The following is a 25,504-nucleotide window of genomic DNA, read 5'->3' as shown; positions in this document are numbered from 1 at the left end:
TGGGTCAGGCCCGCAGCCACTCCGTGACCACGAGCTCCCCGCCGGTCCGCAGCCGCAGGGCGAAGGGGCCGCTCGGCGGTGCGTCGCTGGTGAATCGGCCCATGTCGTCGGCCACGACCGGCGTGGCCGTCTGCGGGCCGCCGAGCACCTCGATCCGCGCCTGCTGCGGTGGCAGCACCTGCCCCATCAGCCCGTGCGCGCTCACCTCGACGTCGACGGTCACCTCGCCGGCGCGGAAGGTCAGCATCCGCGGCACGTCCGTCGCTCCCCTGACCGCAATGGCGTCCACCACCGAGTCGAACGTCAACTCGGCGATACGGGCGTCGAGGTCGTGCAGTGCGAAGGCCGCGACGGCGATCTGGCGCAGCTGGGCAGGGACGGGGTCCAGGATGGCGGCGGCCTGGCGGAGTTCCTCCTCCAGCAGCCCGACGTCGACCCCGTCGTCGCCGAGGGGCTCTTCGCCCGTCACTTCGTCGTGCATGTCGTCGTTCACAGCGCTCCCCGTGCGTCGAGTCGGGCCCGAAGTCGGCGCAGACAGCGCTGGCGCAGCGGCCCGATGCTGCCCACGGCGATGCCCAGTGCGGCGGACACCTCCTGGTAGCTGGGCGGCGGCGAGGCCATCAGCACGCGCAGCAACTGGCGGCAGCGGTCGCCGAGTTCCTCGAACTCCTGCCACATCCAGCGGATGCGCTCACTCTCGGCGGCCGCCTCCTCGGAGTCCAGGATCGACTGTTCGGGCGTACGGTCCTCGCTGACCCGGTCGAGCAGCTGCGGATCGCTCGTCACCGTCAGCCGCCTTAAGCTCTTGAGCACCTTCAGACACTCGTGCCGTGCGGTGCTCGCGAGCCAGGATCCGGCCTTCTCCGGTTCACGGATGCGCCCGAGGTGCTGGGCAAAGCGGAACCAGACGGTCTGGTAGACCTCATGGGCGTCGGCGTCGCCCAGCCGGTGCGCGCGCACGACGGACCACACCAGTGGGCTCAGCCCTTCCACGAGCGCCTTCCAGGCCGCCGCGTCACCGTCGACGGCGGACTGGACCAAGGCACCGACATCTGCACGGTCCACAGCCCCACCCCTCGTGTACGGCAAGTCATCGTACGCCGCGGAGGGGGCGGTTCCGACCCTCATGTGCGAGGAGCCGGGGGCGCTACGGGGGCAGGGCGCCAGGTCGAGGGACGAAGGGCCGGTACGTGCGCCCCCCGCACCTCCGCGAACCCTGAGTTCGCCGCGAGCATCTTGTACCGGGCGACACGCGGGTCGCGCTCCTGCTGCGCGGTCATGTGGGCGGCGATCATGCCGGCGGCGAGGGGCGTGGCGAACGAGGTGCCGCTCCAGTACGCGAGCCCCTCGAACATCACCTGGTCGGGCTTGGTGGTGCCTTCCTGCTCGCTCAACACGCCGGTGTGGCGCGGGGACTGGCAGGTGCAGGAGTAGCCGAAGCCGTACCGGCAGGCGTCGTAGGTGGAGTGCTGGTACACGTACGGCACGGGCGCGTCCAAGCCGGTGAAGACGCTGGTGAGCCGCTCGCCGGGCGCGTACGCCTTCACCCAGGCGCCGTGGTTGCTGAAGCAGGCGCCGAACTCGCCGTCGCTGCGCAGTGCTCCGACCGACAGCACGACGTCCTGGTAGTCGGGCAGGTCGGCGTAGGCGGCGGGCCAGAAGGGCGTGGCGCTGCCGTTGTTGCCGGCCGCCGCGACGAGCAGGGTGCGCTGGTCGCGGAGTTCCTGCATGAAGGCCTCGACGCCGAGCAGGCCGTCGGTGCGGCCGTTGGAGGTGCCGGCGGAGAGGCTGAGGATGTCCGGCCAGCCGCCCGCGTCGACGGCGTCGAAGAGCTTCTCCCCGAACTCGGACTCCAGGATGGCGCCCGCGTCGTGGAGGGTGTTGCGGACCGTGATGGTCGTGTTGGGCGCCACGGCGGCGACGAGCCCGGCGATGAAGGTCCCGTGGCCGACGTACTGCTGGAGGATTCCCTGGCCGTCGCACTCCTGGAGCTGGGCGTCGCCCTCGGTGTGGGCCAGCAGCGGGAAGGAGCGGTAGTCGTGCACGAGGCCGGTGTCGATGACGAGGACGCCGACGGCGGTGTCCGGGTCGTGGACGCCCTCGGCCGCCGCGGGGTTGGTTCCGTCGGCGAGCGGTGCGGGCGCGGGTTCGTCGCCGGGACAGGAGTTGACCCGACCCGTGATCCCCACCAGGTGGTTGCGGCTGACGAGACGTCGTCCGGCCCGTCCTTCCGTCTGCCGCAGGGCGCGCAGGGCGTGCGCGACAGTGGGGTCGCCGCTCCGGTCGCCCTCGCCGGGGTCGCCGACCTGGATGCGGGTGATGCCCGAGCGGTTGGTCTGCGGGCTCGCGCGGCGCACGTTGTCCTGGACCAGGTCGGGGTGGGCGGTGAAGTGCGCCCGCACGGTGTCCTCGACGACGCGGGCGTCCTCGCCGTCGCGGACGAGTACGTAGCCCTTCTCGTAGATGAACTCGGCGGAGTCGTCCGGTCCCATCGCGAGGGGGACGTCGGGCATGGAGCGCTGGATCTGCTCGAACTGCTCGTGGAATCGCTGTGGTGCCATGGCGTGTCCTCCCACTGAGGCGACGGTCGTCAATCAGAGCCGCGCGGTCACTGATTGATACAGCGCCAAACCTGTGTGGCACGGTTCCGGGGCAACTACCATCCGTGGAGTGACAGCGGGAAGCGACTCGGTTCTCGAACTGCTGCCGATGGTGTTCGCCGCCCCGAACGACGCGCTGGCGAGGGCGGAAGGGGTGCTCGACGCCGATCCGTCGCCGTGGCACGCCTCCGTCGCCCACCAGGTGATCGGCATCTGGCAGCGGGACTGGGGCGACATGCGCATCGCCCTGTATCACCTGCGGCGTGCCCGGGATCTCGCGGCACGCGCGGATTCGGCCGACCGGGAGGCGGACGCCCTGGCGGCGCTCGGGGTCGCGTTGGTGCACGCGGGGCGCACCCAGCAGGGGCTGGCCGCGCTGGAGCGCGGGGTCGAGCGCGGCAGCGGACACACCCGCGCGCGCGTGCTGTTCCGCCGGGCCTACGCCCGCTGGGTCCTGGGCCATCACCGCGAGGCGCTGGAGGACGTACGCCGGGCGATACCCGTGCTGCGGCAGGTGGACGACGTCATCTGGACGGCGCGGGCGCTGACCCTGCGCGCGACCGTGCATCTGGCGCTCGGCGCGATGGACCGTGCGGATGCCGACTTCACGGCGGCCGAGGCGCTGTGGGACACCACGGGCCAGGAGCACGACAAGGCCGACGCGGTGGAGAGCCGGGGTCTCGCGGCGTTCCGGTCGGGCGACATCCCGGCGGCGCTGCGGCTGCTCGACGAGGCGGAGGAGCGGTACGCCAAGCTCGGCACGCCGACCTTCATGCTGAACATCCGCCGCTGCGAGGTGCTGATGGCCGCCGGGCTGGCCCCGGAGGCGCTGGCCGAGGCGGACGCGGCGATCTCCGTGCTCGACGGCATCGGCGGCCAGTCGACCCGCAAGGCCGAACTGCTGCTGGCCGCCGCGCGTGCCGCCCGGCTGGCGGGCGACGCGCACACGGCGATCGCGCGCGCCGACATGGCCGTACGGCTGTTCGCCGGGCAGCGGCGCATGTGGTGGGAGACGCACGCCCGGCTGGTGCTGATCGAGGCGCGGGTGGCCGCCGGGCGCAGTTCGGGCCGGCTGGTGGCCGACACGGCGGCCGTCGCCGAACGGCTGGCCTCCTTCGGCGCGCCGGCCGCGCCGGAGGCCTCGCTGCTCGCGGGCCGGATGGCGCTCACCCTGGGCTGGCGGGCCGACGCCGAGCAGCATCTGGCCGTCGCCGCCCGCAGCAGGCGCAGCGGGCCGCCGCTGGCGCGGATGACGGGCTGGGCGGCACAGGCACTGCGGGCACAGGCCGCCGGGTCGGGGCGCGGCGTCCTGGAAGCCTGCCGGCGCGGCCTGGACGTGCTCGACGCACACCGGATGACGCTGGGCGCCTCCGAGCTCAGGGCCCGCGCCACCGCACAGGGCGCCGAGCTCGCCGCGCTGGCCCAGCAGGCCAGCCTCGACTCCGGCAGCCCGCGACGTCTGTTGGTGTGGAGCGAGCGCTGGCGGGCCACCGCGCTGTCGACGCCGCCGACCCGGCCGCCCGCGGATCCGGAGCTGCAGAGCGACCTGACGGCGTTCCGGGAGATCGCGGCGCGCGCCGAGGAGGCCCGCAGCGAGGCCCGTCCGGTTCCGGCGCTGGAGCGTGAACAGCGGCGCCTGGAACGGGAGATACGCTCCCGGACCCTGCACCTGCGCGGCGACACGCCGGGCGACGGCTACCGCTTCGACCCGGGCCGGCTGCTCGAGCGGCTGGGGGACGACGTACGGCTGGTTGAACTCGCCGTGCTGGACGGGCGGGTTCAGGTGCTGTTGTGCGGACAGGGGCGGGTGCGGCGGTTCGAGGCCGGGCTGCTGGCCGAGGCGGAGACCGAGGCCGAGCACGTCCAGGCCGGGCTGCGGCGGCTGGCGCACCCGGGTGCGGAGGGGCGGCTGCCGGTGGTGGAGGCGGCGGGGCGGCGCCTGGAGGAGCTGCTGCTCGGTCCGGCGGCGGCGCATCTGGGTGACGGCCCCGTGGTGGTCGTACCGCCGGCCCGGCTGCACCGTGTGCCGTGGGCGCTGCTGCCATCGCTGCGGGAGCGGGTGCTCAGCGTGTCGCCGTCGGCGAGCAGCTGGCTGCGCGCCCGGGAGACCGAGCCGCCGCCGGGCGGCCGCCCTGTGCTGGTGCGCGGGCCGGGGTTGGCGACCGGCGGCGCGGAGGTGCCCCACCTGGCCGGCCGGTACGGCGGTGCGGTCGTCCTGGAGCACGCCGACGCGCGCGTGCCGCGCGTACTGGAGGAGCTCGACGGCGCCGCGCTGGCCCATATCGCCGCCCATGGCACGTTCCGCGCGGACAGCCCCCTGTTCTCGTCGCTGCGGATGGCCGACGGGCCGCTCATCGTCCACGACTTCGAGCGCCTGGACCGCAGCCCGTACCGGATCATCCTCTCCTGCTGCGACACCGCCCGGTTCGCCTCCGTCGGCGCCGACGAACTGCTCGGCCTGGTCACCGCGCTGCTGCCGCTGGGCACGGCGGGGGTGGTGGCGTGCACGGCCCCCGTCAACGACGCCGCGGTGGTTCCGCTGATGCTCGCGCTGCACAAGGGGCTGAGCGAGGGGCTCTCCCTTGCGGAGGCCCTGCGCGACGCCCGGGCGGCACTTCCGGGCGACGCGCTGCACCAGGCGACGGGGTGGGCGTTCTCGGCGTTCGGCGCGGCCTGATCGATACGGAGGGGGACCGACTCCCCTACGCCGGCTGCGCGTGCGGCAGTTCCACCAGCCACGGCAGTGCGCCGCGGTCGCTCGCGCCGAGGCGGGCGTAGGCGCTGTAGAGGTGGTTGCCGACCGTGCGGACGGACAGGGTGAGCTTCTCGGCGATCTGCCGGTTGCTCAGTCCCGTGGCCGCAAGGGTGACGATCTGCCGTTGCCTGGCGGTCAGTTCGCCCAGGACGAGGCCGGACAGTGCCGGGGTGCGGGCGCCCTGGCAGCGGCGGGCCAGGGCGACGGCACGCGTGCGTGCGGTGCGGGCGGCGCGCGGGTCGCGGTGGGCCCGTACGGCCTGGGCGTGCGCCTCGGCCGCGAACAGCAGGAAGCCGCGCTCCGCCAGCTCTTCGGCCACCTGGTCGAGCGCGAGGCCGTCGCCGCGGGCGAGCGCGTCGGCGTGCGCGGCGAAGACGCCGGTCAGGCGGCCTGCGGCACGCTCGGGGGCGCCGAGGCGGACGGCGTCGTACGCGTCGCCGGTGAGCGCCTCGACGCTCCCGTCGGCATCGCCGGTGAGCGCCTCGACAGCCCCGTCGGCGTCGCCGCGGGCCGTTGCCGGCCGGGTGACCGCCCCACCCCCGTGGGGGCGGCCACCCAGGATCTTGTGCGCGGCCGGAGTGTCGCCCGACTGCGCTGTGGCGAGGGCGAGTTCGAGACGGCAGGACGGATCGTCACCGCCGTCCCACAGCCCCTCCCGTGCCCACGCCACGGCCTCGCGCAGCTCCCCGCGCAGCCGCGCGAACCGGGCGCGTACGGCCGCGTACCCGGCCGGCACCGGCGCGCCCTCCGCGACCAGCCACTCCCCCACGGGCGTCGCCGTCGCCCGTACGTCGGCCCGCTCGATGCGGCGGGTCAGCGCGGCCCGCTCGGCGTCGAGGGCGGGGCGGCACTGCTCGGGGGTACGGGACAGCCGCCTCGCCCGCAGCCGGCCGGCCGCGGCCCGCAGCACCGGGCCGTGCAGGGGGTGGGCGAGGCGGACGGCGCCCTGGTCGTCGACGTGGACCAGGGAGTCGGCCTCGAGGTGTTCCAGGGCAAGGAGGTGGAGTTCGTCCAGGTCCAGGGGCAACGGCTCGGCGAAGGCGAGGCGTTCGAGGGTCTCGCGCTCTTCGGGGCAGGTGCGGTCGAGGACGTGGGCAGTGCGGTCCCGTACGGTCGCGGTGACCGGCACCGGGCCACGCCACGCCCACTCGTCCGAATCGGCCACCCGGCCGAGCAGCCCCCGCTCGCCCACCGCGCCCACCAGGTCGCGCAGCAGCCGCAGGTCCCCCTGGCACAGGCGGTGCAGCCGGTTCACGGTGAGCGGCTCCAGGCGACCGCCCCCGGCTCCGCCCGCCAGCAGTTCAGCGGTCTCCTCGCGGGGCAGTGGTTCCAGGGTGAGGCGGGGCAGGAGTTCGCCGGTCCACAGCCGGGAGATCGCGCCCGGGGCCGGGGCGCCGTCGGTGGTGACGACCAGGAGACGGGTGCGTCCGTGCACGGCAAGCTGGTGGACGAGGGCGGCCGAGGCGTCGTCGAGCAGGTGCGCGTCGTCGACCAGGAGCTGACGTACGCCGGACAGGTGCTGGAACGCGCCGTGCAGGGAGGCCGTCTCGGGCACGAGGTGCGCGAACGCGGCGAAGCGGATCCGGCGGGTCTCGGGGGTGCCGGCCACCTTGGCGCAGTCGGTGCCGCGCACGGCCTCGGTGACGAGCCGGGTCTTGCCGCAGCCCGCCGGTCCCGTGATCACGATGCCGTGCCGACCGGCGGTCAAAGACCCACGGACCAGTTCGAGTTCGTGCTCCCGGCCGGTGAACGGCCAGGGCAGTTCCAGGGTCTTCGCGTCCCGTTCGAAAGTCATCACGGCAATGAGAGCGCGGTGACTCACACTTGATACACAGGGACTTGAGTAGCCCTCGACTCAAGCGCCCGCGGCGGGCCGACGGCAACCTGTTCGGCATGACCGCTCGCTACTGCTCCCTCGCGCAGCAGTCGGCGCCCGCCTTCGCACCGGGGCTGGCCGCCGAGCGGCTCAGTGCGCTCATCAGCCAACGCCGGATGTGGGTCAACGGCACCGTGCTGCACTACTGCTTCTTCGACCGGGACTCCGACGGATCCGTGATCCCCGATCCGGCGACCGGCAAGGCCCAGCGCGTGTCATGGGTCGGCAGCAAGGAACAGCAGGATGTCGTGCGCGAGTGCTTCCAGGAGTGGCAGGGCCTCGGCATCGGCGTGTCGTTCGTGGAGGTGCGCGACCGGTCGGAGGCCGAGCTGCGCATCGGGTTCCAGCTGGGCGACGGCTCCTGGTCGAACGTGGGCAGGGACTCGCTCCAGGTAGGCCTCAACGACCGCACGATGAACTTCGGCTGGGACCTGACCGCGCCCGGGGAGCGCGGGACGGCCCTGCACGAGATCGGGCACGCGCTCGGCATGCTGCACGAGCACCAGAGCCCGTTCGCCGGCATCCACTGGGACGACGAGGCCGTGTTCGCCGATCTGGCGGGCCCGCCGAACTTCTGGAGCCGGGACAAGACGTTCTTCAACATCCTGCGCAAGCTCGACCCGAACGAGGTCAACGGCTCCGTCTGGGACCCGCACTCGATCATGGAGTATCCCTTCTCGGCCGGGCTGATCCTGGAGCCGGAGCAGTTCCGCGCGGGCCTGAACCCGCCGGGCGTGCTGTCCAGGACCGACAAGGAGTTCGTCCGGCGCTGGTACCCGCCGGCCGAGACGCCTGGACCGCAGGAGCTGGTGCCGTTCCGCTCGGTACCGCTGCGGCTCGGGCCGGCCGAGCAGGCCGACTTCGTCGTCGAGCCGCCGGAGACCCGCGAGTACACCGTGGGCACCTTCGGCGACAGCGACACCGTCGTCGTGCTCTTCGAGGAACGGGACGGCGAGCCCCGCTACCTCACCGCCCAGGACGACGGCGGCACGCCGCACAACGCCACCGTCAAGGCCCGCCTCGTCAAGGGCCGCCGCTATTTCGTCCGAGTGCGCCTGTACGCCACCTGGGGTTCGGGTGAGACGGCGGTCATGTGCTGGTGACAGCACGGATCCGCTGACGCGCACGGACGCGACAGTCCACTGTCCGGCGCCGGGGGAAGCGGCCGGGGAACGCCACCTTCGGGGGAGGGTGACGTTCCCCGGCCCAGCCGGTGCCGCGGGCCGGGTACGAACGACCGGCACACCTGCATGAACATTCAACGGTGCCGTCGGAGGGCTCCGGCAGGATGGCCGCATGCTCGTCGTCCTCGGCGGTCTGCCCGCCAGCGGCAAGACCACGCCGGCCCGTCTCCTCGCCGTCCGCACCGGCGCGGTTCATCTGCGCGTCGACACCATCGAGCAGGCGCTGGTCCGCTCCGGACTGGCGCGTCATCCCGTCGGACCGGCGGGCTACGTCGTCGGGTACGCCCTCGCCGAGGAGCATCTGCGGCAGGGACTGTCCGTGATCACGGAGTCGGTGAATCCGCTCGCCGTGACTCGGGACGCGTGGCGCGACGCGGCGGTGCGTGCGGGCGTGCCCTGGCTCGAGGTGGAGGTGGTCTGCTCGGATCCGGACGAGCATCGGCGGCGCGTGGACTCGCGGTCGGTCGACATCCTGGATCTGCCACTGCCGGGCTGGGAACAGCTCGTCGAGCGGGAGTACGAGCCGTGGCACCGCGAGCGTGCTGTGGTGGACACGGCGGGGCGCACCGTGGAGGAGTCACTGGGCTCGCTCCTGCGCCTGCTCGGCTGACATCGGTTACAGCGTCCGCGTGAAGACGACCATCGGGCGGCCGGGACCGTCGTAGTCCTCCACCACGCGCGCGTCGAAGCCGAGCGTGTGGTGGAAGGCGATCGACCCCTTGTTGGTGACCGATGTGATCGCCTTGAGGCGGACCGCTCCCTGGCCGCGGGCGACTCCGGTGAAGTGGGTGTAGAGGTGGCGGCCGAGGCCGGTGCCGCGGCTGTCGTCCCGGGTGGCGATCAGGTGGACGTACCCCGTGTGGTCGGGGGTGACGAAGCCGATGAGATAGCCCCGAATGCCGTCCTCGGCACGGGCTACCAGGCAGGTGGCGCCGAACTCCCGCACCAGCACCGGCTGATGGAGTGCGCGCAGGTCCCGCCCGCCCCAGTAGCGGGCGTGGTCCTCCACCACCTGGTGGAGGTCGGTGACGTCGGCGGGGACGATCTCGGGCGGCATGGCGTCGATCACCGCACGGGAGGGTCATAGCGGGCCGCTGTCTTGGCTGCTGTCTCGGCCAACTGTGCTCGCACCTGGGGCGGTTCGAGGACCTCCGCGTCGGGGCCGAAGCCCAGCAGGCGGCGGATCGCTGCCGTCGGGGAGTCGAAATGCAGGACCAGGCGGTGCCGACCGGGTTCCGGGTCGGGGGTGGCGCGGGCGGCGGACGTGGTGTCTCCCAGCACCTCGGGCAGAGCAGCCAGGCTGGCCCGCCGGCCGGCCGCGGTGAGGCGTACCGTCACCGGGAGTTGATCGAGGCTCGCCTCGAACTCCGCGGTCCAGCGGGTCCAGAACTCCGCCCGGTCGAAGCCGGCGGGGCGGGTGACGGACCGGGGAGCGGGATGGCCCTGGTGATCCGAAACCAGCGGGTTCGAGGGATCTGGACGGTGTTCTCGTGAGAACCCGCTGGGGGCGCGGTTGTTTTGGCCGGGGTGCCGCGCGAGTTCGGTTTCGACACGTGCGCCAAGATGGGGCCTCCGATCGGTGGAGGGGACGTTGGGATGGGCTATGACCTGCAAGCAGTGATCGCCGGCAGAGAGGTGTTGCGCGCCGCTGCGCGGGATCTGCCTGCTGCTCGGCTGGCATCGCTCGGACAGGGCATGTCGCTGATGCCGATGACAGACGCCCTCTTTGATTCCGTCACGGATGGCAGCGATGCGGGCCCTTTGGGGTTCTGGCGGCTGCCGGGAGGGTTCGAGAAGACCCTCGCTGACTGGTCGACTGCTGGGCCGGTGGCCTACGTGGAAGCCGAGTACTTCGGCGGCGTGGGCGAGCAGCAGGCTGCCGTGTGGGATGGCGGCACCATCGTGCTGGGACCGCTCCAGGTACCGGAGGGCCAGCCTTTCCCGCCGGCCGGCAGCGCCATCTCACAGGCTCTTCGACGGCTGGGCGTCGTGGCGAGCACCGGAGAGGATGAGTTCTCCGCTGTGGGATTGGACCGTCACCGACACGGTGAGGGATGGATCGCCTGAGCAGCGGCTTCCGGATTCCCGCATGAACGAGCAAGTTCCCGGCTCCGCCAGCGGAATTGCCCGTAAGCACGAGAACCTCGCGCCATCTTGGGATCGCCCCGCGCAGGACGCTCACCTGCACACTTGCGCCGATGCGGCTGCCGAGCATCTTGGTCCCACTGGTCCTCGGGCGTGACGTGGAACAGCTCGCGCTGGGCCGCGCCGTTGCCCTTGCCGATGATCAACTCCAGGCGGCCCCCGGAGTGGTGGTCGAGGGTGGCGTAGTCCTCGTAGGCGCGCACCGGGTCGAGCAGGCTGAGCGTCGTCACGGCGGTGAAGAGCCGTATCCGCTTCGTCAGGGCGGCGACGTGGCTGAGGACGACCGTCGGGGACAAGGAGATGAACGGCCGCTCGTGCCGCTCCCCCACGCCGAAGCCGTCGAAGCCCAGTTCCTCGGCGAGCACGGCGTTGTCGAGGACCTCGCGGAAGCGGTCGTGGGTCGGCTTCTGGATCCCGGTGACCGGATCGGGCCGGTGCACGATCAGGGTGATGGCGATGAACTTCACGACGCGATCCGCTCGTCGCGGGCGTCGTCAGGGTGGGCGAGGCCGAGGTGGTCGCGCAGGGTCGTGCCCTCGTACTCGGTGCGGAACACGCCCTGTTCCTGGAGCAGCGGGACCACCTTGTCGGCGAACTCGTCGAGGCCCGTCGGGGTGATGTGCGGGACCAGGATGAAGCCGTCACTGGCGTCGGCCTGGACGAAGTCGTTGATGGTCCGGGCGAGGGTGGCCGGGGAACCGACGAAGTTCTGCCGGTTGCCGGTGTTGATGACCAGGTCGCGGATGGACCACTGGTTGGCGGCGGCCAGTTCGCGCCACTCGCGGGCGGTGGCCAGCGGGTCCCGGTACATGCGGACCTGGGCGCGGCCCTTGGAGATGTGGTTGTCGCTGACGTCCGGGTCGACGTCGGGGAGCGGCCCCTCCGGGTCGTACGCCGACAGGTCCCGGTTCCAGACGAACTCCAGGTGCTTGAGCGCGGTGGCCCCGCTGACCTGTTGGCGGCGCACCTCGCGGGCGAGTTCCTCGGCCTCGGCGTCGGTGTCGGCGAGGGCGAAGGTCGCGGCGGGCAGGATGAGCAGCTGGTCGGGGCGGCGCCCGTACTTGGCGAGCCGGGACTTCACGTCGGTGTAGAAGGCCTGGCCCGCCTCGAGGGTGCCGTACCGGCTGAAGATGGCGTCCGCTTCCGCGGCGGCGAACTCACGGCCCTCGTCGGAGTCGCCGGCCTGGAAGACGACCGGGCGGCCCTGGGGCGAACGTGGCACGTTGAACTGCCCGTGGATGTCGAAGTGCTGACCGGTGTGGACGAAGGCACCGGCCTTGGCGTCCCGCAGGAAGGTGCCGGTCTCCTGGTCGGCGAGGATCTCGTCGCCGTGCCAGGAGTCGAAGAGTTCGTTCGCCGTGGCGAGGAACTCCTTGGCGCGGGAGTAGCGCTCCTCCTGCGGCAGGAAGCCGCCGCGGCGGAAGTTCTCGCCGGTGAAGGCGTCCCAGGAGGTGACGACGTTCCAGGCGGAGCGGCCTGCGGAGAGGTGATCGAGGCTGGCGAACTGGCGGGCGACCTCGTAGGGCTCGTTGAAGGTGGAGTTGATGGTGCCGGTCAGCCCGAGGTGCTCGGTGACGGCGGCGAGCGCGGCGAGCACGGTGAAGGTGTCGGGGCGGCCGACGACGTCCAAGTCGTAGATCTTTCCGCCCTGTTCGCGGAGCCTGAGTCCCTCGGCGAGGAACAGGAAGTCGAACTTGGCGCGTTCGGCGGTCCGCGCGAAGTGAGCGAAGGAGCTGAACTCGATGTGGCTGCCGGCCCGCGGGTCGCTCCACACGGTGGTGTTGTTGACGCCGGGGAAGTGAGCGGCCAGGTGGATCTGCTTCAGCGGCTTGGTCATGGTGGTGACGTCCCTCGGCTCAGGCGGTGGCTGCGTAGCGGTTGGCGGGGCGGTCCAGGCCCAGCAGGCCGCGCAGGGTGTCGGCCTCGTAGGCGCGGCGGAAGGCTCCGCGGCGCTGGAGTTCGGGGACCAGGCCCCGGGTGATCGCCGGGAGGTCGTGGCCGGCGACGGCGGGGCGCAGCCGGAAGCCGGACAGCCCGGCGGTGTGCAACTCCTGGAGCAGGTCGGCCAGTTGGGACGGCGCGCCGGTGAAGACGAGGGCGTCACTCGTGTACGGCCGCCCGGCGAGCGCGTCGAGCCGTTCCCGGCGTGCGGTCGCGGCGGCCGGGTCGTCGTCGAGGAAGACCACCAGGTCGCCGAAGACGTGCAGGGGCTCGGCCGCTCTCCCGGCCGCGTTCTGTTCGGCACGGATCTGGGCGACGACGGCGCGGGCCTCGTCGGCGTCGTACGGGGTGACGTAGCCGATGTCGGCGGCGCGGGCCACGAGCCGGTAGGGGACGGTGTCGTGGGCGAGGGCGGTGACGATCGGCTGGCCCTGCGGCGGGCGGGGCGTGATGGAGGGGCCCTTGACGTTGAAGTGGCCGCCCTCGAAGTCGATGTAGTGCAGTTTGTCGCGGTCGATGAAGCGCCCGGTGGCGGCGTCCCGGATCTCGGCGTCGTCCTCCCAGCTGTCCCAGAGGCGGCGCACCGCCTCCACGTGGTCGGCGGCCTCGTCGAAGAGGTCGGTCACCACCTCGCGGGCGGCCGGGCTGTCGTAGGCCTCGATGCGCGGGATGGTGCGGCGACCGAAGTGCGCGGCCTCGTTCGGGCGGGCGGTGATCTGGACGCGCAGTCCGGCGCGGCCGGTGCTGACGTAGTCGAGGGTGGCGATGGCCTTGGAGATGTGGAACGGCTCCGTGTGGGTGGAGACCACCGTCGGCACCAGACCTATGTGGCGGGTCAGAGGGGCCACGCGGGAGGCGATGAGGACGGCGTCGAGGCGGCCACGTACCTGGTCGGTGCGCTCGTCCGGGTCCAGAAAGTGGGAGGACTGCGGGCCGAGGCCGTCCTCGATGGTCACGAAGTCGAGCAGGCCGCGCTCGGCCTCGGTGACCAGGTCGGCCCAGTACGCGGCGGTGAACAGGTCCCGGGGGCGGGCCACCGGCTCGCGCCAGGAGGCGGGATGCCAGCCGGTGCCGTCCAGCGCGACGGCGAGGTGCAGGGAGGAAGAGGGTGTTGAGGACACGAGTCAGTGCCTTCCTGGAAGTCCGTACGAGATCGCCGGCCCTCGTTCGAGTGGGGCACGGCGGGTGAGGGAACGTCAGGAACAACAGAGCGCGCCGGACACGCGCTGGAGGTCGATGTGGGGCCGGGAGTGGAGGTGGACGGCGTGGAACATGTGCGTCACGTCCGCCACCTCCGTCCATCGCATCGCGCGCGGCACGCCGCACATCTCGTCGTGCGTCACAACGCCCCGATCTCCGCGGCTGTTCCCGGTGTGCGCACGAGGCGGTTGGGCGAGCGGCGGCGCAGGGTGAAGCCGATCGATTCGTACAGGCGGATCGCCAGCCCCCGGCCACGGTGCTCGGGGTCGGTGCAGACCGCGCCGATCTCGGTCCGGCCGGGCAAACGGAGGCGTTCGCCGGCCAGGACGATCAGCCGGCCTCGGTGCCGGATGCCGAGATAGGTGCCCATGCGGATGGTCCGCGCGAGGAACGGTCCCGGTTTCGTGCGGGCGACGAGGTCGAGGATCTCCGGCACGTCGGCGGGTCCGAGACGGACCGCCTCGGGGGCGTGCTCGGCACGCAGTGCGGTGTCGGCGAGTTGCACGCCTTCTCCGCCGCCGACGATCGCCCAGCCGTCCGGCACGTGGTCGACAGGCTTGGCGCGCACCTACGGCGCCCGGCCCGACGAGCGTGTGCACGTCGGCCCAGGCGGCCCGCTCCGCCGGGTCGGCCGGCGCGGCGAAGGCGTAGACGTCGGCCGGGTAGCGGGCAGCACGGCCGACGCGTTCGGCCAAGTGGGTGTGCGGCTCAGCGTGCATAACACCCGGGCGCCCGACGGTTCCGAGCAGGCTCGGCGGGCGCGGGAGTGGTGGTTTCCGGCTCCCGCGTCCGCCGCGCTTCAGGCCGCGCGTACCGAAAGGGCGTGGTGGAAGACGTCGCGGGGATCCCACTTCGCCTTGATGCGCTGGAGGCGGCGGTAGTTGTCGCCGAAGTACAGGGTCTGCCACGGAGCGCCGGTGTTCCGGGCGGGATCGGCCAGGTCGGTGTCCGGGTAGTTGATGAACGCGCCGTCGGCTGCCGCGGGGGCGCCGCCGGTGTCGGCGTACAGGTCCTCGTAGAGCTCGCGCAGCCAGCCGATGTGCCGGGCGTCGTCGCGGGGGTCCTCCCATCCGTTGGCGTAGAACATCTTGATGCTCGCGTCGCGGTGGGGTGTCGCGGTCGCGTCCGGGGCCACGGTGTTGACCTTGCCGCCGTGCGTGTAGAGGCTCAGGCTGCCGCCCGGGTAGTCGTAGTCGGAGCGGGTGAGGTGGTGGTGCAGGGCGTCGATCTGGCGGTCGGTGAAACGTCGGCGCAGATAGCCCGACTTGACCTTCAGCCGGTAGACGGGGCCGGGGTCGCCCGGTGAGCCGGCCAGGGCGGCGGCCAGCCAGGCCTGGTTCCTCAGCGTGCGGACCGGCTGGACCGGGACGCCCTGGTTGATCGCCGCGATGTGCTCGTCCAGCATCCGTTCGGCGCCGGAGTCGGCGGCCACCTGGCCGATCATGAGGACCGTGCCCGACGGGCGGCGGGTGAGGGCCAGTTCGCTGTAGAGGGCGAGGTACGGGGAGTCGGGGGCACTGTGCCGTTCGGCCCATGCGCCGTGGTTGCGGACCAACCGGGCGAACGACGTCTTGTCGAGCTTCTGCCAGTCCCAGGAGACCGAGAAGCTCAGCACACCGGACGGCGGGGCGGGCAGCAGGCCGGACGGGTCGTCGCCCTCGGCGCCGGGCGTCCGGAACCAGTAGCGGGTGACGATGCCGAAGCTGCCGCCCCCGCCGCCGGTGTGCGCCCACCACAAGTCCCGGTGCGGATCGGAGAGTTCGCGCGTGGCCACCACACTGCGCGCCCTGCCGTCGCGGCCGACGACCACCACCTCGACCGCGTACAGATGGTCCACGGACAGGCCCAGCAGCCGGGACAGCGGACCATAGCCACCGCCCAGCACATGCCCGCCGACACCGACATCGGCACACCAGCCGGCCGGGATCGTCACCCCCCAGCCGAGGTACAGCCTCCGGTACACGTCGCCCAGCAGGGCACCTGCCTCCACGGCGAAGGCGCGGCGGCCCCGGTCGTAGGAGACGCCCGTCATGGCGGACATGTCGACGACCACCTCCACGGCCGGGTCGGCGACGAAGTTCTCGAAGCCGTGGCCGCCACTGCGGACCGTGATGCGCCGGCCGCTGTCCACCGCCTGCTGCACGGCCCGTACGACGTGCGCGGTCGTGCCGACCACCCAGACGTGCTCCGGCCCGCCCACGAACCGGCGGTTGTAGCCCCGGGACGCCAGAGACCGGTACCGCGGATCGCCGCGCCCGACCATGGCCGGCCCGGGAGCCGGCGGGCAGGACGTCCCGTCCGCCGCCGCGGCCACCCCCGTGCCCAGCCCGGGCACCACGACCCCCGCCGTCGTGGCGACCAGGCCGCCGCGCAACACGTTCCTCCTGCTCAATGCACTCATGCCGTCTCCTAGGACTGCCTTGGAACTCTCCGCTTCCTTCAACCACGAAGCTAGGTGGCCAAGTCGGCGAAGGCAGTCGTCCCAGCCCCCCGCTCACGGTGGTGCCAGCACCCCGATCGACAGGCCTGCCGAAAATCGCGTGCCCGGGGGCGGCGGCCGGCAGTACGGTCCCGGCGTGATCGATGACGACGGCTGTTTCGGAGACAACATCGCGGCGGGCTACGACGAGTCGGCGGCGGACATGTTCCGCCCCGACGTGGTGGGCCCGGCGGTCGACCTGCTGGCCGACCTCGCCGGCGACGGCCCTGCGCTCGAACTGGGCATCGGCACCGGCCGGATCGCGCTGCCGCTGTCCGGCCGCGGCGTACCGGTGCACGGCATCGACATGTCCCGCGCCATGGTGGACCGGCTGCGCGCCAAGCCCGGCGGCGGCGCGATCGGCGTGACGATCGGGGACTTCGCCACGGCGAGGGTGGACAAGACCTTCTCGGTCGCCTACCTGGTCTTCAACACGCTCATGAATCTGACGACCCAGGACGCCCAGGTCGACTGCTTCCGCAACGTCGCCGCGCACCTGGCCCCCGGCGGCTGCTTCGTCGTCGAGGTCATGGTCCCCGAACTGCGCAAGCTCCCGGCCGGGCAGAGCGCCGTACCGTTCCACATCAGCGACACGCGTTGGGCGTTCGACAGGTACGACATCGCCAGCCAGGCGATGAGCTCCAACTACGTCACCATCGCCGACGGCCGCGCCGAGCACTGGTCCATCCCGTTCCGGTACGTCTGGCCGGCCGAGCTGGACCTGATGGCCCGGCTCGCCGGCCTGCGGCTGCGCGACCGGTGGGAGAGCTGGACGCGCGAGCCGTTCACGAGCGAGAGCGGCAAGCACGTGTCGGTGTGGGAGAAACCGGCCGACCGACCGGCTGACTGACCTCGCGTGCGGCGGCCGCCCAGTCCACGATCTGCACCGCCGCGCCCGCCGCTTCCTCGCCCCGGCAGTCGGCGTGGTGCCTGCGGGCGATGCCGTCCAGGTCGAGGTGGGCGCCGAAGGCGGGGTGGGCCGCGAGGCGTCGTGCGTAGGCCCACAGCTGCGGATGGTCGGTGATGCGGGTGACCGCGGCGGCGTCCAGGTGATGGCGGTGCACGGTGTCCAGTTGCACCAGCGTCACCCACAACTCGACGTCCGCGAGGGTCGGTTCGCCGCCGAGCAGGTACTCCTGGGAGGCCGGCCGCCGCTCCAGTGCGTCCAGTGTGCGCAGCAGGGCGGTGAGCGCGGTCTCGCGCGCCGCCGGGTCGCCGTCCGACTGTCCGGCGCGCTGCGCGGCCGCGGTGATGCCCTGCTCGCAGAGGCGGCCGATGTTCTCGACGGCCTCCTCGGCGCCGTACGGGAAGAGATCCGGGCCGTGGCCGCCGAACCGCCGGGCCAGGTCCCGCAGGATGTCGGGGGCGTGTGTGCTCACGATCGTGCCGGTCCAGGCGTCGCTGAGCACCGGCGCCGCGGCCGGTCCGGGGTGCTGGTGCGAACTGGCCTCGTACAGCGGGCGCAGCTCCAGGTGCCCGCCGTCCGGGGCGTCGGGGACGGCGGGCAGCAGCGTCACCGGGAGGACGTCGTCGAGGCCGAGCAGGCTGTGTGTGACGGCGATCCGCAGCGAGCGCGGACACGAGAGGGACAGGTGGAGCCGGTAGCGGCGGGGCGCGGCGTAGTAGCCGCTGCGCGTGTCACAGCCGATCCTGCTCCGGAAGGACGGCACGGCGGTCGGGGATGGGGCGGACATGCGTCTCCCTGGGGTGCTCGGTCACGGGCATACGACGGCGAGGGCGCGCGGCGGCTTCGGCGCGGCCGGGATGCGGTAGATGAGCGTGGGGGGTGAAGTTCAGGCGCGGGCGGGGACGACGCCCTCACCATGCGGGGAACTTGCCGCACTGCACACACGCACGAGGTCGATGTGGCGGCGGGACGTCAGCAGGGGCAGCGGCCGGACGGCGACACGGACCGTGTCACTGCCGAGGTCCAGCGCGGAGCGACCCATGTTTCCCTACCAATTCACTAGGATTCCCGTAGTGGAGTCTCGGGCCACATGCCAGCCGCGTCAAGAGGGCCGCCGAGCAGTGAGACGTGGGGCAGGGATTCGTCGAGACGAGACGCCGGTCAGGGATTCGTCCAGGCCTCGGGGTCGTCCGCGAGGCTCAGGACGTCGTCGGGCAGCTTGGCCGCGGCCACGTCGGCGAGGGTGACCTCACCGAGGATCTTGCGGACGTTGGCGCGTACGGCGATCCACAGCGGGAGCAGGGACTGCGCGGGGCCGATGTAGGAGAGGTCGGGCGGGCGTACGCCGCGCACCGAGACCAGGGGGCCGTCCGCCACGCGGATCACGTCCGCGATGGGGATCGAGTCGGCCGGGCGGGCGAGCCGATAGCCGCCCTTGCCGCCGCGCTGGCTGACCACGAGGCCGCCCCGGCGCAGGTCGCCGAGGATGCCCTCCAGGAACTTGTGCGGGATGCCCTGTGCCTCGGCGATCGCTTCGGCCTTGAGCGAGGTGTCGTCACCGGCCGCGGCCAACTCCAACGCCGCCCGCACCGCATAGTCCGCTCTCGCCGAGATCCGCATGCTGAGATTATCCATCACCGCCGTGCCCGATCCTCGCCCGCCGGCCCCTCGGTCAGGCGGGGAGGCTGAACGGAGGGTGCGCGCCGTTGAGGAAGTAGTCCCCGACCTCGCGCAGCCGGTGGGCGACCGGCTCGCGCAGGGTGTGCGTGCGCGTGTCGCGCCAGAAGCGGTCCAGGCCGTGTCGCGCGAAGGCGGCAGGCACGCCCACGGCGTCCATGGCGTGGGTGGTGATCTCCTGCGCGGCCCGGGAGGCGGCGGCCTCGGCCGCGCTCGCGAGGACGGCGATCTCCGCGCACTCCTCGTCGTCGAGCTCCTCGCCCCGCGCGAGGCCGTGGGTCAGGGCGGCCACCGCCTGGTCGGCGAGGGCGGACGCGGCACGTGCGGCGACGGCGAGCTCGCCGTACGCGGTGAGCACGTACGGGTCCTGCGGCGGGCTGCCCGGCCAGGGCTGGGGTGAGAACGGCTGCCAGGCGGACTGCGCCGCCCGTCCGTGCTCGCGGACTTCGCCGAGCAGCCCCTCGGCGACGCCGAGACAGAACTGGGCGGAGACCAGCCGGGCGGTCGGCGCAGCGAGGCCGGCGAAGGGCGACAGGGCGCCCTCGTCGGCAGACAGGGAGCCGAGCACGTCGTCGGCCGCGACCGGCACGGAGTCGAACCCCACACCTCCGGCGGCCGCCAGCCGCTGACCGAAGGTGTCACCGCCGCTGCCGTTCACGAGGCCCGGGTGAGCGGGGTCGACGAGGACGGCGAGGGGCTCGCCGGTGCCGGGCACGGCGGCGCGGACCACGAGCCGGTCGGCGACGCCGACTCCGGAGCCGTACCTCTGATGGCCGTCCAGCACATAGCCGTTGGCCGTCGGGGTCAGCATCAGGGGCGGTTCCTGCGAGGCGATCCCGCCACCCCAGTACCACTGCCCCGCCGTGAACGCCCGCTCCACGCGTGCGGCTCGGTCGGGGCCGGCGAAGAACCGGGCGCAGTAGGACAGGAAGTAGTGGCTGCCCAGCAGGTGGCCGACGGATCCGTCGGCCGCGGAGAGGGTCCGTACGACCGTGTAGGCGGTGCGCCAGTCCGCGCCCCCGCCGCCGTGAGCGGCCGGCACCAGCAGTGTCAGCAGCCCCGATTCGCGCAGCCGCGCGACCTCGTCGAGCGGTGGCTTGCCGGCCTGCTCGCGCTCGACCGCGTCCGTGGCCAGGTCGTCCGCCAGCTCACGGGCTGTGTGCAGCCAGTCGGCCGGCTCGGCTCCCGCCGCGGTCGCCGCTTCGGCCGGGGGTGCGCTTGTCATGGCTGGCTTCCTTCAAGGCAGAAGAGAACGCGATCCCGGGTGGCCCGGCCGACCGGTCAACGTCATCCTCACTCGCTCACCCGAGAGGGGTCAACACTTCCCTAGTAATTCGATAGGAAATCTAGGGAATACCCGCCGCTCTGGCTGATTACCGCTCCGCGAAGGGGATCTGGGCCACGGGCTGTGCGGCCGTCGCGCTGCGGAACGGGTGGTTCCACAGCCCTTGCGCCGCCAGCCGCGGCAGGACGCCCTCGCCGAACCAGTACGCCTCCTCCAGATGCGGGTAGCCGGAGAGCACGAACTCATCGATGCCCAGCCGGTGGTACTCGGCGATCCGCTCGGCGACCTCGTCGTGGCTGCCGACCAGCGCGGTGCCCGCGCCGCCCCGCACCAGCCCGATGCCGGCCCAGAGGTTCGGATGGATCTCCAGGCCGTCCCGGCCGCCGCCGTGCAGGGCGAGCATGCGCTGCTGCCCCTCCGACTCGCTGCGAGCGAGTCCGGCCTGTACGGCCCGTACCGTCTCCGCGTCGAAGCCGTCCAGCAGCCGCCGGGCCTCCGCCCACGCCTGCTCGCCGGTGTCCCGGGTGATGACGTGCAGGCGGATGCCGAAGCGGATGCTCCGGCCCTCCTTCTCGGCCAGCGCCCGGATCCGGGCGATCTTCTCGGCGACGGCGGCCGGCGGCTCGCCCCAGGTGAGGTAGACGTCGACGTGCCGGGCGGCGATCTCACCGGCGATGGGCGAGGAGCCGCCGAAGTACACCTCCGGTATCGGGTCGGGCACACGGGCCAGCTTCGCGTCCTCGACCTGGAGGTGCTCACCGGCGAGATCGACGGTCTTGCCCTCCCACAACTGCCGCACGATCTCCAGGAATTCACCGGTACGGCGGTAACGGTCGTCCTTGTCGAGGAAGTCGCCGTAGGCGCGCTGCTCGTGGCTCTCCCCGCCCGTGACCACGTTGAGCAGCAACCGTCCGCCGGTCTGCCGCTGGAAGGTGGACGCCATCTGGGCGGCGAGCGTCGGCGAGACGAACCCGGGCCGGAAGGCGACCAGGAACTTCAGCCGCTCGGTGTGCTGGCTGACCATCGCCGTGGTCAGCCACGCGTCCTCGCACCAGGCGCCGGTCGGCGTGAGCGCGCCGACGAAGCCCAGGTCCTCTGCGGCGCGGGCGATCTGGCTGAGGTAGGCGACCGTCGGCGGCCGGTCGCGGCCGGACACCGTGGCGGGCGTGCCGTGGCCGCCGCCGACGACGTGGCGGCTGTCGCCGTTGGTGGGCAGAAACCAGTGGAAGGTGAGGGACACCTCGGGTCTCCGATCAGGAAGGCCGGGCAGGAAGGTCAGGAGCGTGCGGGGTCGTGCGTCACAGCAGGCCGTGCCGGGGCGGCCTGGTGCCGCTGAGCACGTAGCGGCCGATGTGCTGGACCTTCCAGCGGGCCGGGTCGTGCAGGGTGTGGGTGCGGGCGTCGCGCCAATGGCGATGCAGGCGCAGGGAGTCGAGCGCCGAGCGGGTGCCGGCCACCTCGAAGAGGGCGCTGCCGACCTCCACGGCCACCTCCGCCGCGGTCACCTTGGCGGCCGCCACCGCGATCGAGGCCTCGGCGGCCGAGTCGTCGGTCAGATCGGCGCGGGCGGAGTCCACGGAACGCGCCACTGTGGCGAGCAGCGCGTCGGCGGCCCGTACCCGGATCGCCAGTTCACCGAACCGCTGGATCAGCAGGGGGTCCTCGGCGGCAGTCGCATGCCCCTCGCCGACGCTCTCGAACCAGGGGCGGCTCTTCGTACGGACGAACTCCACGGCCTCGGCCAGTGCTCCGGAGGCGATCCCGGCGTCGATGGCGGCGTGCAGCAACTGGGCGACGGCACCGTGGAGTTGGGGCCCCTGGAAGGTGAGGTGGTGCGGCACCACGCGGTCGGCGGGCACGGGCACCGACTCCAGGCGGACGGTCCCGCTGGCGGTGGTGCGCTGTCCCATGCCGTCCCAGTCGTCCACAACCGTGAGGCCGGGCGCGTCCCGCGGCACGTACGCCACGTGCAGGTTGTCGTCGTCGGCGCGGGCGAGGACGGGGATCCAGTCGGCGAACAGGGCGCCGGTCGAGTAGTGCTTGACGCCGTCGAGGACGTACGACCCGTCGGGGTGCCGCCTGAGCCGCGTACGGATGTCCTGCACATGGCTGGTGCCCGCCTCCGACTGGGCGTTGCCGAACCGCTTCCCCGCCAGCACCTCGCCGAGGAAGAACTCCTGCTGCTCCCGCGTGCCCTGCCGGCGCAGCACGCCCACGTACACGAAGTGACTCTGCGGGATCTGCGCGAGGCTGGCGTCGGCCGAGGCCAGCAGCCGGAAGATCTCGGCGAGCGTCTCCGTACGGACGTCCGCGCCGCCCAGCTCCGCGGGCACCGTCACCCCGAGCAGCCCGGAGGCGGACAGCCGCGCCAGCTCCCCGTGCGGAAGCCGGCGCCGCGCGTCCCGTTCGGCCGCGTCCTTGCGGAAGTCGGCGGCCAGTTCGGCGGCGACCGCGAGGGCCTCGGCGTCGTCGGCGATCACGGTCGCGGCGCTCATCCGGTGGCCGCCAGCAGGGTCGGACGGCCCCCGAGGGCGAGCGAGAACTGGTCGGTGACCTGGGCCAGGGCCTCGGCGGTGCCGGGCGCGACGGTCAGGGTGCCGTCGTCGCCCACGGTGATGTCCTTGTCGAGGGTGAACCAGCCCGGCGTGATGTGGGCGGGGCCCATGGAGTTCAGTACGGGGCGCAGGGCGTAGTCGATGGCCAGGACGTGGGCGGTGGTGCCGCCGGTGGCCAGCGGCAGGACGGTCTTGCCCGCGAGTGCGTACTGCGGGAGCAGGTCGAGCAGCGACTTCAGCAGTCCGGAGTAGGCGGCCTTGTAGACGGGGGTGCCGATCACGATGCCGTCCGCGCGCTCGAACAAGGCGGTGGCCTCGACGATCGCCGTATGCCGGAAGTCGGCGTGCAGCAGGGCCTCGGGCGGGAGGGTGCGGACGTCGAAGGGGATCACGTCGTGGCCCTGGGCCCTGAGCCGGTCGTCCAGGTGGCGCAGCAGCCGGGCGGTGCGGGAGCTGGCGGAGGGGCTGCCGGAGACGGAGAGGATGGTGGCCATGGGAGGACCGACCTTTCAGGAGTACCAGGTGGGCTGCGGCAGTTCGCCGGTGAGGACGTGGCGGCCGATCTCGCGGCGCTTGTAGGCGACGGGGTCGTGGAGCGTGTGTGTGCGGACGTTGCGCCAGAAGCGGTCGAGGCCCTCGGCGGAGGCGGTGGCGCGGGCGCCGGTCACCTCGAAGATCCGGTTGGTGACCTCCAGGGCCACGTCGGTGGCGCGGGCCTTCACGGCGGCCACCCGCACCTCGAACTCGCCGCGGGCCTGCTCGGTGACGGCGTCCGGGTCGTCGTGCAGCTTCTGTCCTTCGGCGGCGACGGCGTCGGCCAGCGCTTCGGCGGCCCACAGCTTGGCGGTGAGGTCGCCGTAGGTGTCGATGACGTACGGCTCGTCGACGGCCTGCTCGTGGCCACCGTGCAGCCAGGCGCGGGACTTGGTCCGGGTGTAGGTGGCGGCGGTCTCCAGGGCGCCGGCGGCGATGCCGAGGTAGAAGTTGACGAAGACGAGCTGGATGGTCGGCACATTGAGGGTGTTGTAGATACGCGGCCGGAACTGCTTGTCCACGTAGCCCGCCGCGGCCGACCAGGGGACGCGTACGGCGTCGAGGGTGACGCCGCCGCTCTCGGTGAGGCGCTGGCCGATGTTGTCCCAGTCGTCGTGGAAGGTCAGGCCCTCGCTGTCGGACGCGACGATGGCGAACACGTGGTCGTCGGTGCCCTCCAGGACGCCTTCGAGCACGGTGACGTCGGAGACCTTGCTGCCGGTGGAGAAGGACTTGCGGCCGGTGAAGGTGAGGGTGTCGCCCTCGTCCCTCACCACCACGTCCGCGTCGCGCGGGTTGACCGCGCCGCCGAAGAACCACCGGTTGCGGGCGGCCTCGGCCTCCACGTGCTCCCACTGTTCGCGGGTGGCGACCAGACGGGCGGCCCAGTTCCACAGGTAGTGGTAGCCGAGCAGCTGGCCGATGGAGCCGTCCGCCTTGGCGACCTCGCGGACGACGCGGTAGGCGGTGGCCCAGTCCTGGCCCGCGCCGCCGTGCTCGACGGGGCCGAGGAGGGTGACCAGGCCGGAGTCCTTCAGCAGCTGGACCTCGGCGTACGGGGTAACGGCGGCCTTGTCGCGGGCGGCGGCGTCGGTGGCGAGGACGGCGGCGACCTCAGCGGCGCGGGCGAGCCAGCCCTCGGCGTCCTTCGGGGCGGGGGCGGTCTTCCAGTCGGCCGGTGCGGCGGTGCTCATGGGGAACCCCTTTTCAGCTGTGGGTACGGGCGGCGGTCAGGCGCGGGCGGCGGCGACGGGCTCGGACTCGGCTTCCTGGGCCTCCAGTTCGCGTACGAGGGGCAGCACCCGCTTGCCGAAGTACTCGACCTCCTCCAGGTAGTGCAGGAAGCCGAGGAGGAAGAGGTCGACGCCGAGCCGCTTGTAGGCGACGATCCGCTCGGCGATCTGCTCAGGGGTGCCGATCAGGCCGGTACGGAAGCCGTCGTTGTACTGGACGAGGTCCTCGAAGCTGGAGTCCTGCCACATGCCCTTGCCGTCGGCGGTGGACGGACCGGCCTGCTGGACGGCGTCCCGGAAGCCGTGGACGGCCTCGGTGTTGGCCTTGGCGACGATCTCGCGGAGCGTGTCGCGGGCCTCGGCCTCGGTGTCGCGGGCGATGAGGAAGCCGTTGAGGCCGAACTTCGGTGCCGTACGGCCCACTTGGGCGGCGGAGGCGCGGACGTCGGCGATCTGCTCGGTGACGCCGTCGAAGTCCTTGCCGTTGCTGAAGTACCAGTCGGAGACCCGGCCCGCCATCGCGCGGGCGGCGCTGGAGTTGCCGCCCTGGAAGATCTCCGGGTGCGGGCGCTCGACGGTGTTGAGGGGCTTGGGCTTGAGGGAGAAGTCACGCAACCGGTAGAAGTCACCGGCGAGTTCGGTGTGGTCCTCGGTCCAGATCTGGCGCAGGGCGCGAATGAACTCCTCCGAGCGGCGGTAGCGCTCGTCGTGCTCCAGCCACGGCTCGCCCAGCGCGGTGAACTCGCCCTTGAACCAGCCGCTGACGACGTTGACCGCGAAGCGGCCGTTCGACAGGTGGTCGGCGGTGGCGCCGAGCTTGGCCAGGACGCCGGGGTGCCACAGGCCGGGGTGGACGGCGGCGATGGCCTTGAGGCGCTGGGTGGCGAGGAGCAGGGCCAGGCTGAAGCTGGTCGACTCGTGCTGGAACTCCGCGCCGTAGCTGGCCATGTAGCGGACCTGGCTGAGGGCGTAGTCGAAGCCGTTGTTCTCGGCGAGGACGGCCAGTTCGCGGTTGTAGTCGTAACCCCAGTCGGTGCGCTGCTCGATGGTGCTGGTGACCAGGCCGCCGCTGACGTTCGGCACCCAGTAGGCGAAGCGGACGGGGTCGGATCCGGGCGGTACGGGCATGGGGAA

Annotated in this window: 24 protein-coding genes and 2 pseudogenes; 5 read left to right on the top strand and 21 right to left on the bottom strand. The window is 72.4% G+C overall.

The annotated features are described in order from the left end of the window. Positions 1-4: 4 nt before the first annotated feature. Genes PBV52_RS43385 through PBV52_RS43375 form a run of 3 tightly spaced genes read right to left on the bottom strand, consistent with a single transcriptional unit; the run spans position 5 to position 2,561 of the window. Positions 5-481: a hypothetical protein gene (locus PBV52_RS43385; protein WP_274249937.1), complete on the bottom strand. Its 477-nt coding sequence runs from the start codon at positions 479-481 to the stop codon at positions 5-7. An 8-nt stretch (positions 482-489) separates the two neighbouring features. Next, positions 490-1,065 (bottom strand): RNA polymerase sigma factor, encoded by a 576-nt coding sequence (locus PBV52_RS43380; RefSeq protein WP_062713889.1) that lies wholly within the window; start codon positions 1,063-1,065, stop codon positions 490-492. Positions 1,066-1,124: 59 nt separating this feature from the next. Then, on the bottom strand, positions 1,125-2,561 hold the full coding sequence (locus tag PBV52_RS43375) for a S8/S53 family peptidase (protein ID WP_274246717.1): 1,437 nt from the start codon (positions 2,559-2,561) through the stop codon (positions 1,125-1,127). 148 nt (positions 2,562-2,709) lie between these two features. Here PBV52_RS43375 and PBV52_RS43370 point away from each other — a divergent pair, with 148 nt between their 5' ends. Continuing rightward, positions 2,710-5,277, top strand: coding sequence for a CHAT domain-containing protein (locus tag PBV52_RS43370; RefSeq protein ID WP_274249934.1), 2,568 nt, complete (start codon positions 2,710-2,712; stop codon positions 5,275-5,277). Between the two features lie 25 nt (positions 5,278-5,302). Here the strand turns inward: PBV52_RS43370 and PBV52_RS43365 are convergent, their stop codons facing one another. Beyond that, positions 5,303-7,150 (bottom strand): LuxR C-terminal-related transcriptional regulator, encoded by a 1,848-nt coding sequence (locus PBV52_RS43365; protein WP_274246715.1) that lies wholly within the window; start codon positions 7,148-7,150, stop codon positions 5,303-5,305. A 98-nt stretch (positions 7,151-7,248) separates the two neighbouring features. Here PBV52_RS43365 and PBV52_RS43360 point away from each other — a divergent pair, with 98 nt between their 5' ends. Both PBV52_RS43360 and PBV52_RS43355 read left to right on the top strand, forming a co-directional pair. Beyond that, positions 7,249-8,334, top strand: a complete 1,086-nt coding sequence (locus PBV52_RS43360; RefSeq protein ID WP_274246713.1) for a M12 family metallopeptidase — start codon at positions 7,249-7,251, stop codon at positions 8,332-8,334. 193 nt (positions 8,335-8,527) lie between these two features. Further along, positions 8,528-9,025 (top strand): AAA family ATPase, encoded by a 498-nt coding sequence (locus PBV52_RS43355; RefSeq protein WP_274246711.1) that lies wholly within the window; start codon positions 8,528-8,530, stop codon positions 9,023-9,025. 6 nt (positions 9,026-9,031) lie between these two features. Here PBV52_RS43355 and PBV52_RS43350 read toward each other — a convergent pair whose 3' ends face one another. Both PBV52_RS43350 and PBV52_RS43345 read right to left on the bottom strand, forming a co-directional pair. Beyond that, on the bottom strand, positions 9,032-9,472 hold the full coding sequence (locus tag PBV52_RS43350; protein WP_274249932.1) for a GNAT family N-acetyltransferase: 441 nt from the start codon (positions 9,470-9,472) through the stop codon (positions 9,032-9,034). 8 nt (positions 9,473-9,480) lie between these two features. Further along, complete coding sequence (locus PBV52_RS43345; RefSeq protein ID WP_274246710.1) at positions 9,481-10,029, bottom strand: YafY family protein; 549 nt, start codon at positions 10,027-10,029, stop codon at positions 9,481-9,483. On the opposite strand from PBV52_RS43345, the gene PBV52_RS43340 reads away from it, so the two are divergent. After that, a complete protein-coding gene (locus tag PBV52_RS43340) occupies positions 10,012-10,482 on the top strand; it encodes a hypothetical protein (RefSeq protein WP_274246708.1) in 471 nt (156 codons plus the stop codon). The two genes, PBV52_RS43345 and PBV52_RS43340, sit on opposite strands and share 18 nt — an antisense overlap. A gap of 143 nt (positions 10,483-10,625) precedes the next feature. Here PBV52_RS43340 and PBV52_RS43335 read toward each other — a convergent pair. The 6 genes and pseudogenes from PBV52_RS43335 to PBV52_RS43310 all read right to left on the bottom strand — a co-directional run. Further along, a pseudogene (locus PBV52_RS43335) lies at positions 10,626-11,027 on the bottom strand (LLM class flavin-dependent oxidoreductase); the annotation flags it as partial. Continuing rightward, positions 11,024-12,397, bottom strand: coding sequence for an NtaA/DmoA family FMN-dependent monooxygenase (locus PBV52_RS43330; protein WP_274246706.1), 1,374 nt, complete (start codon positions 12,395-12,397; stop codon positions 11,024-11,026). The pseudogene PBV52_RS43335 and the gene PBV52_RS43330, both read right to left, overlap by 4 nt. A gap of 19 nt (positions 12,398-12,416) precedes the next feature. Further along, positions 12,417-13,622: an LLM class flavin-dependent oxidoreductase gene (locus PBV52_RS43325; RefSeq protein ID WP_274246704.1), complete on the bottom strand. Its 1,206-nt coding sequence runs from the start codon at positions 13,620-13,622 to the stop codon at positions 12,417-12,419. Positions 13,623-13,697: 75 nt separating this feature from the next. After that, entirely contained in the window at positions 13,698-13,844 is a 147-nt protein-coding gene (locus tag PBV52_RS43320) for a putative leader peptide (protein ID WP_274246703.1), read from the bottom strand. Beyond that, positions 13,841-14,450 (bottom strand): annotated as a pseudogene (locus tag PBV52_RS43315) (GNAT family N-acetyltransferase). Before PBV52_RS43315 ends, PBV52_RS43320 begins: the two are co-directional and overlap by 4 nt. 50 nt (positions 14,451-14,500) lie before the next feature. Continuing rightward, complete coding sequence (locus tag PBV52_RS43310) at positions 14,501-16,102, bottom strand: FAD-binding oxidoreductase (protein ID WP_274246700.1); 1,602 nt, start codon at positions 16,100-16,102, stop codon at positions 14,501-14,503. 175 nt (positions 16,103-16,277) lie between these two features. Between PBV52_RS43310 and PBV52_RS43305 the strand changes: the two genes are divergently transcribed. After that, positions 16,278-17,030 carry a class I SAM-dependent methyltransferase gene (locus tag PBV52_RS43305; RefSeq protein WP_274246699.1) on the top strand — a complete coding sequence of 251 codons (753 nt, stop codon included), beginning with the start codon at positions 16,278-16,280 and terminating at the stop codon, positions 17,028-17,030. Here the strand turns inward: PBV52_RS43305 and PBV52_RS43300 are convergent. The 9 genes from PBV52_RS43300 to sfnG form a co-directional block, all read right to left on the bottom strand. Next, positions 16,966-17,874, bottom strand: a complete 909-nt coding sequence (locus tag PBV52_RS43300; protein ID WP_274246697.1) for a glutathione S-transferase C-terminal domain-containing protein — start codon at positions 17,872-17,874, stop codon at positions 16,966-16,968. The genes PBV52_RS43305 and PBV52_RS43300 overlap by 65 nt on opposite strands. A gap of 99 nt (positions 17,875-17,973) precedes the next feature. After that, on the bottom strand, positions 17,974-18,129 hold the full coding sequence (locus PBV52_RS43295) for a hypothetical protein (protein WP_274246694.1): 156 nt from the start codon (positions 18,127-18,129) through the stop codon (positions 17,974-17,976). Positions 18,130-18,248: 119 nt separating this feature from the next. Then, positions 18,249-18,707, bottom strand: a complete 459-nt coding sequence (locus tag PBV52_RS43290) for an Rrf2 family transcriptional regulator (RefSeq protein WP_274246692.1) — start codon at positions 18,705-18,707, stop codon at positions 18,249-18,251. A gap of 52 nt (positions 18,708-18,759) precedes the next feature. Further along, complete coding sequence (locus tag PBV52_RS43285) at positions 18,760-19,989, bottom strand: acyl-CoA dehydrogenase family protein (RefSeq protein WP_274246690.1); 1,230 nt, start codon at positions 19,987-19,989, stop codon at positions 18,760-18,762. Positions 19,990-20,137: 148 nt separating this feature from the next. Next, entirely contained in the window at positions 20,138-21,289 is a 1,152-nt protein-coding gene (locus PBV52_RS43280; RefSeq protein ID WP_274246688.1) for an LLM class flavin-dependent oxidoreductase, read from the bottom strand. Positions 21,290-21,347: 58 nt separating this feature from the next. Continuing rightward, the gene (locus PBV52_RS43275) at positions 21,348-22,544 is read right to left on the bottom strand and encodes an SfnB family sulfur acquisition oxidoreductase (RefSeq protein ID WP_274246686.1); all 1,197 of its coding nucleotides are present in this window, start codon (positions 22,542-22,544) and stop codon (positions 21,348-21,350) included. Next, entirely contained in the window at positions 22,541-23,098 is a 558-nt protein-coding gene (ssuE, locus tag PBV52_RS43270; RefSeq protein WP_274246684.1) for an NADPH-dependent FMN reductase, read from the bottom strand. The genes PBV52_RS43275 and ssuE overlap by 4 nt, the downstream gene beginning before the upstream one ends. A 15-nt stretch (positions 23,099-23,113) precedes the next feature. Then, entirely contained in the window at positions 23,114-24,331 is a 1,218-nt protein-coding gene (locus tag PBV52_RS43265; protein WP_274246682.1) for an acyl-CoA dehydrogenase family protein, read from the bottom strand. Between the two features lie 36 nt (positions 24,332-24,367). Further along, positions 24,368-25,498 carry a dimethylsulfone monooxygenase SfnG gene (sfnG, locus tag PBV52_RS43260; protein ID WP_274246680.1) on the bottom strand — a complete coding sequence of 377 codons (1,131 nt, stop codon included), beginning with the start codon at positions 25,496-25,498 and terminating at the stop codon, positions 24,368-24,370. Positions 25,499-25,504: the final 6 nt, after the last annotated feature.

Source organism: Streptomyces sp. T12, from assembly GCF_028736035.1.
GTDB lineage: Bacteria > Actinomycetota > Actinomycetes > Streptomycetales > Streptomycetaceae > Streptomyces.
The sequence above is the reverse complement of the archived record's forward strand: the minus strand, read 5'-3'. Positions and strand labels throughout refer to the sequence as shown.